At 47.3% G+C, this 16,868-nt stretch carries 12 protein-coding genes; 1 reads left to right on the forward strand and 11 read right to left on the reverse strand.

The features are described from left to right. Window positions 1-13: 13 nt before the first annotated feature. From EJQ19_RS08305 to EJQ19_RS08340, 8 genes are all read right to left on the reverse strand, one after another. Window positions 14-835 (reverse strand): carbohydrate ABC transporter permease, encoded by an 822-nt coding sequence (locus EJQ19_RS08305; RefSeq protein ID WP_126140739.1) that lies wholly within the window; start codon window positions 833-835, stop codon window positions 14-16. Beyond that, on the reverse strand, window positions 835-1,701 hold the full coding sequence (locus EJQ19_RS08310) for a carbohydrate ABC transporter permease (protein WP_126140740.1): 867 nt from the start codon (window positions 1,699-1,701) through the stop codon (window positions 835-837). The genes EJQ19_RS08305 and EJQ19_RS08310 overlap by 1 nt, the downstream gene beginning before the upstream one ends. A 70-nt stretch (window positions 1,702-1,771) precedes the next feature. Continuing rightward, entirely contained in the window at window positions 1,772-3,040 is a 1,269-nt protein-coding gene (locus tag EJQ19_RS08315; RefSeq protein WP_126140741.1) for an ABC transporter substrate-binding protein, read from the reverse strand. A 206-nt stretch (window positions 3,041-3,246) separates the two neighbouring features. Next, window positions 3,247-4,257 carry a LacI family DNA-binding transcriptional regulator gene (locus EJQ19_RS08320; RefSeq protein WP_241242798.1) on the reverse strand — a complete coding sequence of 337 codons (1,011 nt, stop codon included), beginning with the start codon at window positions 4,255-4,257 and terminating at the stop codon, window positions 3,247-3,249. A 627-nt stretch (window positions 4,258-4,884) separates the two neighbouring features. Further along, complete coding sequence (locus EJQ19_RS08325) at window positions 4,885-6,399, reverse strand: M56 family metallopeptidase (protein ID WP_126140743.1); 1,515 nt, start codon at window positions 6,397-6,399, stop codon at window positions 4,885-4,887. Window positions 6,400-6,461: 62 nt separating this feature from the next. After that, window positions 6,462-6,839, reverse strand: coding sequence for a BlaI/MecI/CopY family transcriptional regulator (locus tag EJQ19_RS08330; protein ID WP_126140744.1), 378 nt, complete (start codon window positions 6,837-6,839; stop codon window positions 6,462-6,464). A gap of 215 nt (window positions 6,840-7,054) precedes the next feature. Further along, a complete protein-coding gene (locus EJQ19_RS08335) occupies window positions 7,055-8,020 on the reverse strand; it encodes an aldo/keto reductase (RefSeq protein WP_126140745.1) in 966 nt (321 codons plus the stop codon). A gap of 32 nt (window positions 8,021-8,052) precedes the next feature. Next, the gene (locus EJQ19_RS08340) at window positions 8,053-10,755 is read right to left on the reverse strand and encodes a UxaA family hydrolase (RefSeq protein ID WP_126140746.1); all 2,703 of its coding nucleotides are present in this window, start codon (window positions 10,753-10,755) and stop codon (window positions 8,053-8,055) included. Window positions 10,756-10,965: 210 nt separating this feature from the next. Here EJQ19_RS08340 and EJQ19_RS08345 point away from each other — a divergent pair, with 210 nt between their 5' ends. Next, the gene (locus EJQ19_RS08345) at window positions 10,966-11,874 is read left to right on the forward strand and encodes an AraC family transcriptional regulator (protein ID WP_126140747.1); all 909 of its coding nucleotides are present in this window, start codon (window positions 10,966-10,968) and stop codon (window positions 11,872-11,874) included. On the opposite strand, the gene EJQ19_RS08350 is transcribed toward EJQ19_RS08345, so the two are convergent. The 3 genes from EJQ19_RS08350 to EJQ19_RS08360 form a co-directional block, all read right to left on the reverse strand. Continuing rightward, window positions 11,871-12,704: an amidohydrolase family protein gene (locus EJQ19_RS08350; RefSeq protein ID WP_126140748.1), complete on the reverse strand. Its 834-nt coding sequence runs from the start codon at window positions 12,702-12,704 to the stop codon at window positions 11,871-11,873. The genes EJQ19_RS08345 and EJQ19_RS08350 overlap by 4 nt on opposite strands. Window positions 12,705-13,280: 576 nt before the next feature. Beyond that, window positions 13,281-14,270 (reverse strand): CobW family GTP-binding protein, encoded by a 990-nt coding sequence (locus EJQ19_RS08355; RefSeq protein WP_126140749.1) that lies wholly within the window; start codon window positions 14,268-14,270, stop codon window positions 13,281-13,283. Next, complete coding sequence (locus EJQ19_RS08360; RefSeq protein ID WP_126140750.1) at window positions 14,271-16,859, reverse strand: heavy metal translocating P-type ATPase; 2,589 nt, start codon at window positions 16,857-16,859, stop codon at window positions 14,271-14,273. It lies immediately after the preceding gene. Between the last annotated feature and the right edge of the window lie 9 nt (window positions 16,860-16,868).

Raw genomic sequence — 16,868 nt, forward strand, 5'->3', positions numbered from 1 at the left:
ATATCTCAATGATTTACTTTACAGCGCCTTGCGTAATCCCATTAATAATCCATTTCTGGGCGATCAGATAGACGATCACCATCGGAGCAAGCGCCAGCAGATACGAGGCAAAAGCTAAGTTAAAGTCCGTGCTGAATTGGCCTTGGAACACGTATTGCACCAGTGGCAGCGTATACGATTCAGGTTTGCCCAGAATAATTAACGGCAGCATGAAGTCGTTCCACGTCGATAAGCAGCTCAGAATCGCGATCGTCGCGTTAATCGGGGCCAGCAGCGGAAAAATAATGCGCCAGAACGTGCCATAGGTCGAGGCACCGTCAACGGTAGCCGCTTCTTCCAATTCCATCGGAATCGTCCGAATATAGCCCACATACACAAAAATGTTAAAAGCAAGCCCATACACGATATACAGAATAATTAACCCGGGCATGTTATTCATATGCAAGTCCGTTGTCAGCTTGACGATCGGCAGCATAATGATCTGGAACGGAATGAACATCGCACTGATGAAATAAAAGTACAAGCCCTTATAAAACTTCTTGTTCATATTCCGCGCAATCGCATATGAGACGAGCGAATTCGTCAGAAGAATAAACCCGACGGAGCATAAGGTGATGATGAAACTGTTTCCGAATGCCGAAAAAAAGTTGGTCGCTTCAATCGCATTCGCGAAGTTCTCAACATGCAGTCCCGTTGGGAGCGAAAAGACGGACTGCGCCATTTCTTCCGGATTTTTGAGCGCGATGGCAACCGCCATATATAAAGGGAACAAAATCAGCAATGATCCCAGAGCAATCAAGACCGTGACGAACCAGTTCGTGGATTGTTTTGTCATTAGGCATCCATCTCCCGACTTTGTAAAAATTTAAGCTGCAGGACGGAGATAACCACAATGACGATAAAGTAAATAACGGCATTGGCCGATTGGTAGGCAAACTCGCCGCCTTGAAAGCCGCCTTGATAAATCAAGAACGCAATGGACTGCGTCGCCCGGCCAGGTCCGCCTCCCGTTAGTGCTACGATCTGGTCAAAGACCATCAGAGAGCCTTTCATCGCCAGCACCATATTGATGGTAAAGAAGGAAGAGATGAGCGGAAACGTGATTTTCCAAAAGGTCTTCCATTTCCCCGCGCCATCCAGATTGGAGGCCTCGTAAATATCTTGGGGAATCGTTTGAAGACCGGATAAATAAAGAATCGTGTTAAAAGCAATGCCTTGCCATACCGCTACGATAACGATCCCGATCCAGGCCCATTGCTCATTGCCGAGAATATTCGTGGACAGAAACTCGCTTCCCAGCTTTTCTCCCCATTTGGGAATAATGTTGGCGAAGATATAGTTGAAAATGTACCCGACAATCAGAACACCTAGCACGTTCGGGAGAAAATAAATGCCGCGGAAGAAATTGCGATATTTAATGCGCGAATTCAGACCCAGGGCAATCAGCAATGAGATGACGTTGATAAGGATCGTCACGACAATTGCATATTTAAATGTAAATAAATAAGAATGGATCACATTGTCATCTTGAAAGAGACCGATAAAGTTTTTGAACCCGACATAGTTGTAGCTGTCGCTGTACCCGTCCCAATTCGTGAAGGCGTAATAAATGCCCTCTAACGCCGGGAAGGTATGAAAAGCGAAAAATAAGAGCAACGCCGGTATCACCATCGTGGAAAACGCTGCTTTTTTTGAAATCATCATGATCCTCCTTTTATAAATAGGGAGAGAGCGCCTTGCGGCGCCCTTCAACGTCTATTGGCAGCGGTGCTTATTTACGGCTGGCAACCTTGTCCCACTCGGTATCAAGTTGTTTCACATAGGCGTTAACATCTTTTTTCTGCAGGTAGCTTTGGATAATCGTGTCGGCTTTCACTGCACTTGGAATGTAGTGGTCGGAGAAGTCGTCAATGGCGCCGCTGGCGAACGAAGCGTTAAGATCCTGTACGCTGGCATCGGTTTGATTCACGTTTTTAACGGCAGAGAACGCTTTTTGCTCATCGATATACGATTGAACATTCTCAGGCTGCAGCATGAACGCGATGAACTTCTTCGCTTCTTCGGCGTGCTTCGTATCTTTGGAAATCGTCAAAAGCGTATCTACGCCAGAAATGACTTTGTTCTTGGCCACATCGTTCGTCGCAGGGAATGGGAATACGCCCAGATCGATGCTTGGGTTTGCTTTTTTAATTTCCGGAATCGCCCATACGCCTTGCAGGTACATTGCGGACTCGCCTTTCGCGAAAGCGGTATTGCCATCGTTATAGCCTTTGCCCATCATATCTTTTTGTCCGAAATCCAGCAGCTTCAACTGCTTCTCAGCCACTTCTCTGAATGCGGGGCTATCGAATTTCACGGCATCTTTCGATCTTTGCTCATAGAAGTCAATGCCCACGATGTCAGTAGACAAGGAGTTAAACGGCACCATAACCGTCCAGGAGTCTTTAATCGTCAAATAAAATGGCGTTTTGCCGGCATCCTTCACTTTTTGCGCAGTGGCCGTCAATTCATCCCATGTTTTCGGAATACTGAGACCGAGATCTTTAAACACCGTCTTGTTGTAAATCACACCGCTCGCATTGGCTGTAAAAGGAATGGCATACAGCTGCTCGCTGCCCGTCAGCTTCTTCAGCATGTTGATGTAGGAAGGCTGGATGTTGGCATTCAGCGGGTCATTGGAAAAATCAGCGAATAGACCGCTTTTGGACAATTGCGCGAACGTATCCGTTGCGCCAAGCCCGATAATATCCGGTACGTCCTTCTTCGCTACGCGTGTTTTCAAAACCGTTTCCGCATCTGGCGGGTTCACTTGCGTTACGGTGATGTTCGGGTTCGCATCGTTAAATTTTTTGATCAAGGCATCGAAGGAGGCTTTAGCTTCCGCTTTATTCTGGAAAAACTCCAGCTTCACTTTTTCGCCTTTTGCCGCAGGAGCTGTCGTATTGGAAGCAGCTTCATTGTTTGTTTTTTCGTTTCCACATCCTGCAAGGACCGAAAGTGCAAGGACGCTGGTCATCATCACTGCCAAAGTTTTTTTCATTGAGAAAACCCTCCATGTTAGAAATGATAAGTGCACTCTAAATTAAACGTAAACGTTTAACTAACCATTTTAAAAAAATATGCCTATATTTTCTGCTATTCATCACCACCTACAAAGAGTAAGTCCTGTCTATGATAAATATTTTTCACTAAAACAGCTAACATTAAGTTAAACGTTTACTCTTCACTCGAAAAAAGAAGCCTTCTTCAAGGCTTGGATCGCACCGTTTGTCTTTCTACCAAATGATGACTTACAATGCTGCTCGACACTTGGGACCCCTTATCTTCGATCAAAGCGATTAATTTCTCCGACGCCATGCGGCCCATCAACGTCAAGGGCTGATGAATCGTGGTTAGCGGCGGATGAACCATTCTGGCAAACTTCAAATCGTCATAACCAATAATCGAAAGATCCTCAGGAATCTTGAGCCCCTGTTCCATCGCGTAGTTCATCGCACCAATCGCCATCTCGTCGCTTGCCGCGAACACGGCTGTGAAAGGCGGCGCTTCGGTCAACAGCTTCTGCATCGCCTTCCTGCTGCTCTCCAGTTCAAAGTCACCGATGGCGACACGCGATTCCATATATTCGATGCCATTGTCGGCTAGCGCCTGACGATACCCGTCCAAGCGCGGATAACCTGCGATCTGATCCTTGAGCGAACCGCTGATCATCGCAATCTCGCGATGGCCTTTCTGAATCAGATAGTCCGTTGCCTGATAAGCGGCTTGCCGGTCGTCCACCTTCACATACGGGATCATATGCTTCTGTGACATCGTGTTAACCAGAATAACGGGAACCCGCATATCCTTGATGGCTTGAAAGTATTCATCCTTCAGCACTTCACTCGTGAAGACAATGCCATCCACCTGCTTCTCCCGTAAGACCTGCAAGTATTTCAAGGTGCGTTTGCCCTCTTCCGCCGTATTGCACACAATGACGCTGAAGCCTCGTTCTTGGGCAATTTCTTCAATGCCGTGAAGAATATCCGACGAGAAGCTGCTGGACACATCCGGAAATAAAACGCCGATCGTCTGCGTTCGCTTGTTCACAAGCCCTCTGGCAATCGCGTTCGGTTGATAACCGAGCGCCTCCACTGCTTGCATAACGATTTGCTTGGTCTTATCCGAATAGCCATCGAGATTATGAAGCACGCGGGAAACCGTAGCGACCGAGACATTCGCTGCTTTGGCCACATCTTTGATTGTTGGAGGATTCATACCTTCCATTCCCCTACTTTATCTAACATCATTTTGATTTACGTAAACGTTTAAGCAACCTTAGAATAGTCCTCTTTATAAAATTTGTCAAATACTTTTTAAATCGCTTACAAAAACTGCCTGTTGATTTCATGGCAAGCTAAAGAAGGCTGAACAGGAGCTCCCTTGTTCAACCTTTTTATTTCACCGCTTCGCCTTAAGTCAAGCTCTTCATGCCTCGCAGCCATTCATAAAAACCATCATCAAAAAAAAGATCAGGAATATATGTCTGAGTATAATTGCAATTAGGGCAAAGAAGAACCAATCCTTGTTCAAGAACCTTAGGATATAATTTCTCGTGCTTACTGTTGTTTCCGCAAGTGAGGGATCGCACTCCCTCTGTCTGCTGGTAATCTTTAATACGCTGCTTGACGACGTCCTCTTGGTTCATTATAATCCCCTTTATTCATTAAACTCAGAATGCTTCGCCCATCTTAACGAATTTAATTATACACGATGTACGAATTAACAACACAAAAAAATCTATGAATGAACGATTTGATACGAATGACAAAGTCGTCTGCATATTGTTGAATAGGAATTAAAAAACCACTCCCATCATGATAATGAGAGTGGCGATCTATGAACTTAACGGCTGACGGATTTCTCCGATTCCGGCATAGGTACAGGCGCGCTCGACTTCGCTGCTTCGGGTCTAGTTAAACTGCCTGATTGGGCTGCGCGTTCTTTCCCTTGCCCGGTTGCCGCTGTATCACGTCTCGGCACTGGCACAGCCGTCGGAGCATCTTCCTTCACCGCTGTCGGAACCTTTCTCGCATCTTCCGTTCTGCCAGGCACTGCGACGGGTGCCGGAGTTTGAGCACTTGCCGGTTGTGTGGCTCTTAATTCAACTGCCGGAGCCGGGGATTCATTGGGTACCGGTTTCGAATCAGAGTTGGCTGCCTGCGTAACAGACGTACCGGGAGTTATATCATGAGGAGTTGAGTCAACTACGGTAGTCGCGTCCTTTTGCTGCTGATCTTTGGAGTTTGCTGCGTCCGTTGCGGTTGATGTCTCCTTTAATGTCTCCTTTGTCGTCTCCCCACTCGTTGATTGAAGGTCCGTTACTGGGGAGCTCGCCAACGGAACAGAGCTTGACTCTTGCTTAGGACTGGTTAATGTACATCCACTTATCATCAGCATAATCGCTAAGCCAAGAAACGACCAGCCGTATGACTTTGGCTTAAACTGTTTGATCATTCTCATTCTCCTTTGCAATTGCACTTTGTTTCCGATCAAGTTCACATGGCCAACCGTTTGAACTGGCTGTGAAATACGTTCCAATAACCTGATCAAGGTGTAGCCATACGCTTGACGGCGATCAGAGGGCAGATAGCTAAGCGCTAAAGCATCGCTTGCAACCTCTTGATCGTCTTGCATGCGGCGGTAGGCATACCATAGCACTGGATTAAACCAATGAATAATCAATAAGACATACATGAGCGCATTGACTTTAATATCATTTCTTTTACGATGAGCTAGCTCATGCAAGAAAACATGCTGGAGTTGTTCATCGTTCAGGGTCTCGGCAAGCGTATGTGGAATGATGACGACAGGCTTGCGAAAGCCATATAAAGCAGGCGTCTCCAATCGGCTGGATTGAACCAATTGAGTGGACAGATGCCCTCCCATCATGGTGTGGCATTCATGAAAAATCGCTTCAACACGCGCATCGGTAACAGCAACCACATTCTTTCTGATCTTTCGGGCAAAATTCCAGTTGACCCAACCGGCATATATCCCCCCTACACAAACGCCAAGTGCCCATATCACAGCAATTATAGCTTTGAAGTCTACGTGTGAAGAGTCGGAAGGACTAGCGCTTGTTAAACCACCCTGAATCATGATCGCATCAGAGGAATGAAGCTCAGGATAACCGATCCAATTATAAATGCTGATCTCGCTCTCGGGCCCCCACGGCAATACTAGCCGTAAAATAACGAGCAGCCACATTAAGTACAGCCATCGAGGCTTTAACCGATCCTTTAAGATGTATTGAAGCACGAGAATTAATGCAACAAGAATCGTCGCCATGATCGAGACGGAGCAAACCCAATCGAAAAGTCTTGCAAGATGTTCTGTGAGCAATTGAACCACATTCACCCTACCCTTTCCTATTGGAATTACGATGATAAGATCTAACGGCGAGGCACACTCGGCAGCAGCTATTCTTTAGACTTATCATCGAGAATAACCTTCAATTCTTTAATGTCTTCCGGAGAGAGCTTTTCTTCCTTCAGGAAGTTGACCAGCAATGGCTTAAATGCACCTCCGTAAATTCTTTTCAAGAAAGAGGCAGTTTCTGATTTAACGCACTCATCTTCAGAAACTACAGGGAAATAGGCATACACTTTGCCCTCTTGCGAATAGGAAATGGCTTGTTTTTGCACCAATCTGCTTAACAGCGTTCTAATCGTTTTGGGATTCCAGTCTGTATGAGCTTCAAGAGCTTCAACAACCTCGTTGGCCGTCCGAGGTGAACTCGACCAGAGCACTTTCATGACTTCCCATTCCGCGTCCGAAATTTGGGGAACTTGACTCATTCTTTTACCTCCTGCTATTGATTGATTACATATGTAATACTTTATTATATTACAAGTGTAATCCTGGAATGTCAATTCCTCGGATTTCGAACTAGACTCGATTCGTTCCTGCTCAATAAAGGGCTATCCAGACAAAGAAAAAGCTGTCTCAAAGCTCATAGCTTTGGGGACAGCTTCCTCTAAATTCGCTGCTGAGCCTATTGCTCAGCATGACATTAAGCAAATCGATGCTCTTCGGGATCTTCCATATCATAACCAAAGGCAGCAAGTGCCGGCCATAGTTCCGGAGCAATCGGGTAATTCGCAAGCTCCAACGTCTGCGCGATCCGTTCCGGCTTACTCAGGCCAACGACTGTGCTAACAATCCGCGGATCCCGAAGCGAGAATTGCAGCGCTGCGGCGGCAAGGGGAACATCGAACTCCCGGCACACCTTAGCAAAACTGCGTGCTCTCTCTAGGACGAGAGGCGGCGCTTCGCTATAAGCATACCGTGCGTAGGCATCCGGTCCTTTGGCCAATATCCCGCTGCCATAAGGAGCGGCGTTAATAACCGCCACGCCCATGCGACTGGCGACATCAAGCAAAGGATCGGCAGCCCGATTGAGCAGCGTATACCGATTGTGGGTTTCAACTGCACTAAACGCACCCGTTTCGACATAACGAATGAGCATATCGATCGGTCCGCCGGATATGCCGATGTGATCGATGACTCCCTGCTCTTGAAACTTTTGCAGGACTTCTAACGGTCCGCCGGATCCCATCACATTTTCGAAGGTGGTATGTTCAGGATCATGGATGTACACGAACTGCAGACGATCAAGGCCTAAACGCTCCAGACTTCCTTCGATGGAACGCTTGATCTGTTCGCCGCTGAAGTCCCCGGTCTTCAAGTCGCGGTCGGCTTTGGTGGCCAACACATAACCTGTGGGAAGACCCCCATTCGCTTGAATAGCCTTACCGATTCGCCGCTCGCTCTCGCCTTCACCGTACGCCGCAGCCGTATCCAGAAAGTTGATTGGGCTTTCGAAGGCGGTGCGCAACGTCACCAATGCCTGCTCTTCCGACGTGCTATATTGAAAGGTCTCCGGCATATCCCCAAGGGGAGCGGCTCCAATACATAGCGGTGATATAAATAAGCCAGTACTGCCAAGCGGCCGTAAAGATAATAGTGTGTTCGCCATGGAGTGTACCTCTCTTTCAGATATGATCTACCTTATAATGACACACCCAAAAAGCCTCGTGTCATTTGAAAATCAATATTACCTTGTTGATGAAGACGCGGCACGTACGTATGTTCCAGAACTTCTTTGCTGCGCTCGAGTAAATGATTGACCCATAAACTCGGGTCGCCCTCGAGGACCAAATCGACATCTTGCTTATGATGATGCAGATCGGCCTGATCTGATGTTACCTGCAGCATAGGGACGAAAGGATGCGTCTGCATTGGACGATCACCGATCAGCGCAATAATTAATTCCACACCTGTAGCGGCGAGCCCTGTGATCGTCTCCACCCCATGCGTTGTCGGTGTCTCCATCACATGGAATCCGTTCCGGCGGACGTGTTCCCCGTAGGCAATAGTCGGCCGAATTGGAGACGCGCTGAATAGCTGCTGTCTGAACGCATTCTCGACAAGCAATCCGCTGTTCTCGGGAACGACGACCAGGCCTCCGGCCCCGACAATCAGCTTGGTCAGATGACCCAGCTGTTCACCGGCGGCTTGATTAACGGGACCCGCGCTTACGATTCCGATGCGCAGCCCTTCCAGACCAACCGTCACCTTCTCCGCAGGATCCGCTGCGCCCAATTGATCGGCAAACCAAGCCTCAACCTTCTCGCTCACCTTGGCAATTCCACCATCGAGCTGGATGCTGGCATAACCAAGACAGCTCGCATCGACTCCCATCGCTTCCATCTTGTGGCGCATATAGTCGTTATGCGTTTTCTCGCAGCCATGCTCCAGCAGCAAACAATGCTCTACCATCGGGTGTGTAATATATCCGATCATCGTGCGGGCAAACAGGGATTCGGCTGGCCCCCCTGAGGTGCCGCAGCCTTCCGTGTGGGCCAATGTGACAAAGCGCGAGAGTGCAGGCTGTCCCACACCTTGCTCGTTCAGGCGACGGGTGATCATGCCCGCTACCTGGCCGGCACAAAGGCTGGTCGGAACGATTAAGCCGATATTGTCGCTGGACTGACGATGGCGATGGCGCGTCAGCGTAAATTGGATTGAACTAGCCGCCGATACAGCATCCTCTTCTATTTCGATCGGATTTCCTGTCGGTACAGGCGCATGAAGCAGCGACTCCAGCCGACTCGCATCGTTCTGCTGCCAGTTACGCCAAATTTGTACTTGGGCATGCCCAGCCTTCTCGCCGACGCTTCGTTGCCCTGAGGCAATGTGGAGCGCCAATTCGAATACTTCCTGGCCCAGCTCATCCATCGACTTGCCTTCCAGATACTGTCCTGCGTTCACGTCCATATCGTTCGAAAGCAATTGGAAGCGGCGCGTTGTCGTAACCACTTTAACGGTTGGCACATACGGAAAGTTGGTAATGGAACCATTTCCCGTTGTAAAGAAGATCATGTTGCAGCCTGCGGCGACCTGCCCGGCGATGCTCTCCAGATCATTGCCAGGGCTGTCCATGAAATAGTAACCGCCCTCTTTCATGAGTTCCCCGTATTCCGTTGCATAATCGATCCGCGTTGCCGGGTCTTTCTTCATAGCGGCGCCTATCGATTTGAGATAGATGTTGTATAAGCCGCGGTACATGTTGCCGCCTGACGGATTACCTTCCGCACTGGTACCATGCCAGGACGTGCGTTCCTTGAAACGGTTGACAAGTTCCAGAAATTTGCGCGCGGTTTCCACATTGCGTACTTTCGACAGGACATAGGGTTCCGCGCCAATCAACTCATCTGTTTCGGCTAGACTAGCCGCACCGCCGTAACGTACCAACTGTTCGGAAACCCAGCCGAGCAGCGGATTCGCGGATACACCGGAAAATGCGTCCGAGCCTCCGCACTGCAAGCCGATTCGCAGATGACGAATGGATTCCGCCGTCCGCTCCATCGAGCTGACCGCCTCCAGCCATCCCCGTACGATCGCTTCACCTCGAACCAGTTCCTCTTCGAAGCTGCCTGTGAGCGACATGAACTTATGGACCACTTCATCGATCGGATAGCTATGCTCGCGTGCATAAGCCTCCACCATCTTGTTCGTCACCGCTTCATTGCCGTAATCGACAATCAATACAGCGCCAACGTTCGGGTTGACCATGAAACCTGCGAGCGTCCGCAGCAGCAGCTCCACATTATTCGGCTTCTCTGTGCCTCCCTCGGTGTGAGCGACGGGAACGATGCCGTCTATATTCGAATCGCTCTTCCATGCCCCTTGCAGACGAGCGGCAAGCTCATTCACATAGCTCCCCGTGTGCGAAGTGGTGCCTAGCAGCACGATGTAGTTCCGGGTGCCTACACCACGATCTGCGTGGCGGCGATATCCCATGAAAGTGCGCGTATCTTTATAAACTGGCGATGCCTCAGCCGGATGAAAGTTTTCCTCGTCAAGGACATAGGGAGAAACTTGATCCGCAAAATTTGGCTCCGCCGGCACCGCGAATGTCAACTGGCGCACGCTGAGCGCTTCACGTACGGTTTCGTTGATTACATAGTGGCCGGGCTGAATCGGCTTAATGGCCACGCCGAATGGCAAATGCCACGAAAACAAATCTTCGCCGGGCGCAATCGCTTTCACCGCAAATCGATGACCTTCCATAACCGTGTAATCCAGGGTGAAGGTTTGCCCTTCATACCGAATCACGGTTCCGGAATTCAATTGGTGAATCGCAACGGCGCAGTTATCCCCGGGCAAGGGTAGTCTCGCTACTTCTTCAAATTGGTAAACGACGTCCATCGATGACTGGCTCCTTTGAGGATGAATCCCAGGATTTGATTCAGCCTATGATAGAATAAATGGAATGACTTCCAAGGTTGTGCTGCTTACTCCTATTGTACCAAGATTATGACGATTGATAATTCTTTTCCTTTGCACAAACATACTCTATTTTGATATTCTATGAATAAGCCAAGTCATGAACTGAGATGATCAGGGGAGGTTCGCAGCATGCAAAAACCGCTTATAAAAAACTTTAATAACGACCATCTCCTGCCATTTGACATCGTATTTAAGGAAAAAAAGACACCCAATCGCGAACTGCCAGAGCATCTTCACGATCGCTATGAATTCGTTTATATTTATAGCGGAAAAGGGACATTTTTCCTAAACCAGATGCTCTATGAGATGAATGAAGGGGATCTATTCATTATTCCCGGCAATACCATCCATCAGGCATTGCCAGATGCGGAATCTCCCATTACAGCCACGGCCGTCTTTTTTGATCCGCAATTGATTGGGCATTATTCAGCAGGTGACTCATTTACAAATAGGCAAGTTTTTGAGCGAGCCCGAAAATACAAGAACTATAAGCTCGTTGTCCCAACTGACATGCGCCCTCAGCTTGAAGAGAAACTCAAACAAATGCATGAAGAGTGGGAACAACACGAAGCTGGTTTTAGATACGCAGTTCAACTGCAATTAAACAGCCTTCTCATCCGTATTAATCGTTTGATATTAAAAGAATCCCATCATCAAGCAGCTACGTCCGATGTCGGTCCGCCGTGGCTGCTAAACCTGCTTCAACACTTGGATCAGTTTCACACGGACCAAACCGTTGGACTTTCGTATTTGGCTAAGCACACCTCCGTGTCAGCCGCTCATTTATCCAGAGTGTTTAAACAATTAACCGGGATGAACATCACCGACTATGTAAATGCCAAGCGGATTTCAACGGCTAAGGAACTGCTTTTATCAACCGACCTAGGTATTGATACGATCGCCCACAATTGCGGTTATGAGAGCTTACCTTATTTTCATAAGTTATTTAAGAAGTTCACTGGCGTTACCCCGGGCTTATACCGACGAAAAGTAATGAAAGAAATGAGCCATCAAATAGACAACACGACGTTAGATTAAAGTTTATAGAATCGCTCCGCATTTCCGCCAAATAGTTGCGCGAGCTCCGTTTCTCCCCAATGCGGTGGAATCGCTTGCAACAAAATCTCTATGACCTGATCATAATCCGCTGCAAGCAGACACACTGGCCAATCGCTGCCGAACATGACCCGCTCCGGTCCAAACATCTCCAGAATGGATTGAATATAGATTGTAAAGTCTTTCTGCTGCCAGGCATGGTGCTTAGCCTCTGTGACCATGCCGGACAATTTGACGTAGAGGTTGGGATGTTCCGCCAGACGCTGCATATGGCTAAGCCACGGCTCAAGCTGACCTTCTCCAATGCGTGGTTTAGCGATATGATCAACGACCCCTCTTAGGCCAGGCACGCTGTCTACCAAAGTGACCAGCGCTTCCAACTGATCGCTGTGAAGCAATAAATCTATCGGAACGTCTAAGGAGGCATACTTATGCAACGCCTGAATAAACGCAGGCGTCAGAATCTCCCTTGCATCCGCCATTTCTTGAATCATGATACGAAAACCAACATACTTCGGCTGCGCTTGGAACTGCTCGAAATAGCGATGATGATTGGGATCTTGAAGGTCTAACCAACCGACAACGCCAAGGATACTTTCATTTTCTCTCGCCAGGCTGAGAAGATATTCCGTTTCCTCCAATGTCTGTGCAGCCTGAACGACAATGCTGCCGCTTACCGAATGCGCGGCCAAGTGAGGAGCTAGATGCCCCGGTAAATAATCCCGATTCAGGACGGAAAGATCCGGAGTAATCCAACCGTAATCCCCGCGCTCAATGAGCCAGTAATGCTGATGTGCATCAATTCGCCGCATACATAAACCTCCTACATAGCTATCATGCATCCTTATCGTAACACCATGCAGATGCACAAATAATCATCTATTTTCGCAAAAACATACTCTATTTTGATATCATGTAAATCCGCCTTCTCGATGAATATTTAAACCTGCTGACCCCCCAGCGCGTCGGCTATCCTGATCCTTACAGTTTCAGCAAAATTTTCAAACAAATAGGGGTAGTACCAGCGAAGCTGATACCACCCGCAAAGTAGATGTATATTTATGGAAGTTTACTCTGTGAAAATGCCTTCGAGGAGATTAGTTGAAGGAGTGCATTAGAAAAAGCGGAGTTAGTAATAACACCCACCTCCGCTTTAAATCTAAGAAAATATGAGATGCCAAATGTTTGATATTAGCAACAACTATCCGTTCCCAACATAACCAATTGGTCATTATTTACGTCAAGCCGTATCTTCTTACTTTCTTTCATGATTTGTCTTTCAATTGCAACTGGTATACCATTAATCATTCTCGTAATATCACTTTTATCCAACTGTTCTAGTACAAGTCCCCTTTTTAGGTCCGCTACGGAATTAGCATGCTTTATATTCACCTCCCTTCAAGAATGGTTAGTTCACGAATGGCTTTGTCTACTTGTTCTTTATCAAAATGTTCACCGATAAAAACAGCAACGTTTTGAACCTCTTGCTGTTTATCCAATTTGACAATCTCCATTTCCCGATAAGCATACTGGAATAAAAAGCGATCTTCACTTTTAGTAAACTGGAGGATGCCCTTGGCACGATAAACTTCTTTAGGCAATTGCCCAAACAGTTTTTCAAACTTCTCGTGATCAATCGGATGATCAAAGTAATGCGTATAGACCATCACATGATTATGGGTATGATGGTGTTTCCCATGATTCGAAAGTACATGAAATTGCTTATTCTTCTTAATCTCTTCCTCGGGGGCAGGGGTTTGTGTATTGGTTTTACTAGTCATTTGTATCAGAGTGTTGATTTCTAAATTGCACCTTATGGTTTCCTCGACTCTTGCTTTGGGGTTCAGTTCCTGGAGGCAATTGTTAATTTCATTGAAATCTTTTTGTTCTATCAAATCGATTTTATTGAGCAGGATCAGATCTGCGCAGCGTATTTGTTCTTCCATTAATCGAACGGTTTTACCTTTTGTCCCACGGGACGCATCCAAAAAATGTGGTGCTGACACCACCGTGATGACTAGCCGCAGATCAATCCCTACAATAAGGGAAGTATTAGTGATACCCTCAATTAACTCTAACGGGTTGGCTATACCGGTCGATTCAATTATGATAACATCTGGTTTTTCCGTTCTTACAATGGAGAGCAAACTCTTACTTAAATCTTCTCGTATGGTACAGCAAATGCATCCGTTAAGCATTTCTGCCATGGGCACATCATCATCAACTAACATTCCATCCAAATTCACATCACCAATTTCATTCATGATGACTGCTGGCTTTTTGTTCTGTTGCAAAAAATAAGCAAGCATATTCGTTAGTAGTGTTGTTTTTCCACTACCTAAAAAACCCGAAAGTACAAAAACCGGAATTGTCTCCATCTAATTTCGACCTCCTGATAGGCTTGTTTTCATCTTTAAAAGTCTCATACTGTTCAATATCACCAAAATTGCCGCGCCAGTATCACTTAAAACAGCGATCCATAATGTAAGCCACCCTGGAAAAATGAGAACCAACGCCAACAATTTGACCGAAATCGAGAACCAGATGTTTTGTTTAATGATCTGCAATGCTTTTCGACTTAAACGAATCGTATGCGGAAGTTTTTCTAAATTATCCGCCATTAACACGATATCGGCTGTTTCCATGGCTGTATCGGTACCGGCTCCGCCCATCGCGATCCCTAGATTGGCAGTTGCAAGCGCCGGGGCATCATTAATGCCATCCCCTACCATGGCCACAACATAGCCTTCTTCCTGTAGCTGTTTGACGACAGTCACTTTATCTTCCGGCAGCAGCTGTGCATAATAACGGGTTACCCCTGTCTCTGTTGCGACCTTTTTAGCTGTTCCTTCGTTATCGCCCGTCAACAGGACAACCTGGTTCATCCCAGCATGCTTCAGAGCGGAAAGAGCTTTTACCGAAGTATTACGAACCGTGTCGGCTACGCCGATCACGCCTAATATCGCGTCTTTTGTTCCTACTATGACAATCGACTGCCCCTCTTGCTGCAAAGATAAGATCTGGGATTTGATTTCGCCAAAATCAGTGTTTAGTTGCTCGAACAATTTCAAGTTTCCTGCAAAGTATTCATGGCCACCAATCACCGCGCTGACACCTTTTCCGACGATGTTCCTAAACTTATCGCCTTGATGGGCCGCGATCCCTTCTTTATCGGCATAGTCAACAAAAGCATTTGCAATCGGATGCGTGGAGTATCCTTCGAGCGTTTTGGCAATCGACAATAATTCCTCTTGGTTAGATCTGTAGGGAATCACCTGCGCGACCTTCGGCTTTCCTTCGGTTAACGTGCCGGTTTTATCAAAAGCAATCGCAGAAATCCTGCCTGCAACTTCCAAGAAGGCGCCGCCTTTGATCAGAACACCGTTCCTTGCGGCATTCCCAATGGCCGATACGATGGCCACGGGCGTTGAAATGACAAGTGCGCAAGGACAGGCCACAACGAGCAATTCCAGTCCCTTATAAAACCATTCGCCCCAAGTACCAAAACCAAAGACAGGCGGCAACACCATCACGACAAGGGCGAGAATAAATACAATCGGGGTATAACTACGAGCGAATTTATCGACAAAAGCTTCCGTAGGCGCTTTTTGTTCTTGTGCTTCTTCGACAAGGTGAATAATTTTGGCAATCGTCGTATCGTAGGCCGGCTTCGTAACCTGAATCTCCAAAGAACCATGTTCATTGATCGTCCCTGCGTAAACGGGATCGCCGCTCTGCTTATCAACCGGAATCGATTCACCGGTAATCGGCGCTTGATTTACGCTGGATTCTCCCGCAATGATTTGTCCGTCTAACGGGATTTTATCGCCTGGTTTAACGACAATCAAATCACCGACCGCAACCTCTTCCACCGGCTTTCTAACCAGCGCCCCTCCGCTTTTCACAATCGCTTCGGGAGGGGCCAGATCCATCAGGCTGCGAATCGAATTACGAGTCTTTTCAATGGATCTCGTTTGCAGCATAATGCCTAAAGCGAACAGCCATACAACGGTTGCTCCTTCCAGCCACTCGCCAATTGCCGCTGCGCCAAGTACCGCAACGGTCATGAGCACGTTCATATCGAGCGAACGACTTTTGACGGCATAAAAGGCACTTTTGGCCGGTTTATACCCGCCAATCACAATGGAAAGCGCGTAAAGAAGGGTAATAAGCAGGGGGGACACGTCAGTATAAGAGCCGGCAAAACCGAAAAGCAGCAACGCACCGGACAGAATGAGCGCACTCGTTCCGGACTTATCTTTTTTCACTTCGCCGGTTCGTTTGCTGGAAACGAGCGACGCTTTATAACCGGCCTTCGATACCTCCTTAATAATTTCTTCGACGGAGTTATCGTGTTCAATGGTCATTTTTCCGGTGGAGAAATTGACACTGACCAGTTTTACAGCTGCGTTATTCTTGAAGTGGTTCTCAATCGTTAACACGCAGGAGCCGCAATCCATACCCTCGATATGGTAAGTCCGTGCGTATCCCTTTTGCTCCAATTTTTCTAAGGTGTAGCCCAGTTTTTTTACCGTTTCCGGCAACTGATCTATAGCAGAAGGCACGGAAGCGACCACTAACAATTTACCTGTGCTGTAATTGACTTGCGCATGAGAAACCCCTTCAGTTCTTCTTACAGCTTTTTCAATGGTAACGGCACATGCAGAGCAATCCATGCCGTAAACCATGAATTCACTTTTATGGCCCGAAGCATCCGTAAAGTGTTCATCATTTGTCGCATGATTCGGTTTATCTTGGCAGCAAGCATCTTCACACTTCGGGTCTGAGCTGACTTGGATCAGGTTCAAACTTTTCTTGAACGCCGGTTCTTTGGGATGGTTTTGACTGATGGCATCAGCCTTTGCAGTCAATAGCGTGAGTTCCTTTTTAAATTTCGGTTGTGGATTGGAGTTGCAACTCTGATCCGAACAACAGGAACTGGCTTTCTCTTTGTTGTCTCGGGTCATTTCAATTTC

It is taken from the genome of Paenibacillus whitsoniae, assembly GCF_003955665.1.
Taxonomy (GTDB): domain Bacteria; phylum Bacillota; class Bacilli; order Paenibacillales; family NBRC-103111; genus Paenibacillus_E; species Paenibacillus_E whitsoniae.

Coding starts and splice junctions, on each gene's coding strand:
- EJQ19_RS08350 (WP_126140748.1), bottom strand. CDS start 12,704: ATGCGGCGAATTGATGCACATCAGCATTACTGGCTCATTGAGCGCGGG.
- EJQ19_RS08320 (WP_241242798.1), bottom strand. CDS start 4,257: ATGAATCCTCCAACAATCAAAGATGTGGCCAAAGCAGCGAATGTCTCG.
- EJQ19_RS08335 (WP_126140745.1), bottom strand. CDS start 8,020: ATGGCGAACACACTATTATCTTTACGGCCGCTTGGCAGTACTGGCTTA.
- EJQ19_RS08360 (WP_126140750.1), bottom strand. CDS start 16,859: ATGACCCGAGACAACAAAGAGAAAGCCAGTTCCTGTTGTTCGGATCAG.
- EJQ19_RS08310 (WP_126140740.1), bottom strand. CDS start 1,701: ATGATTTCAAAAAAAGCAGCGTTTTCCACGATGGTGATACCGGCGTTG.
- EJQ19_RS08355 (WP_126140749.1), bottom strand. CDS start 14,270: ATGGAGACAATTCCGGTTTTTGTACTTTCGGGTTTTTTAGGTAGTGGA.
- EJQ19_RS08340 (WP_126140746.1), bottom strand. CDS start 10,755: ATGGACGTCGTTTACCAATTTGAAGAAGTAGCGAGACTACCCTTGCCC.
- EJQ19_RS08315 (WP_126140741.1), bottom strand. CDS start 3,040: ATGAAAAAAACTTTGGCAGTGATGATGACCAGCGTCCTTGCACTTTCG.
- EJQ19_RS08305 (WP_126140739.1), bottom strand. CDS start 835: ATGACAAAACAATCCACGAACTGGTTCGTCACGGTCTTGATTGCTCTG.
- EJQ19_RS08330 (WP_126140744.1), bottom strand. CDS start 6,839: ATGAGTCAAGTTCCCCAAATTTCGGACGCGGAATGGGAAGTCATGAAA.
- EJQ19_RS08345 (WP_126140747.1), top strand. CDS start 10,966: ATGCAAAAACCGCTTATAAAAAACTTTAATAACGACCATCTCCTGCCA.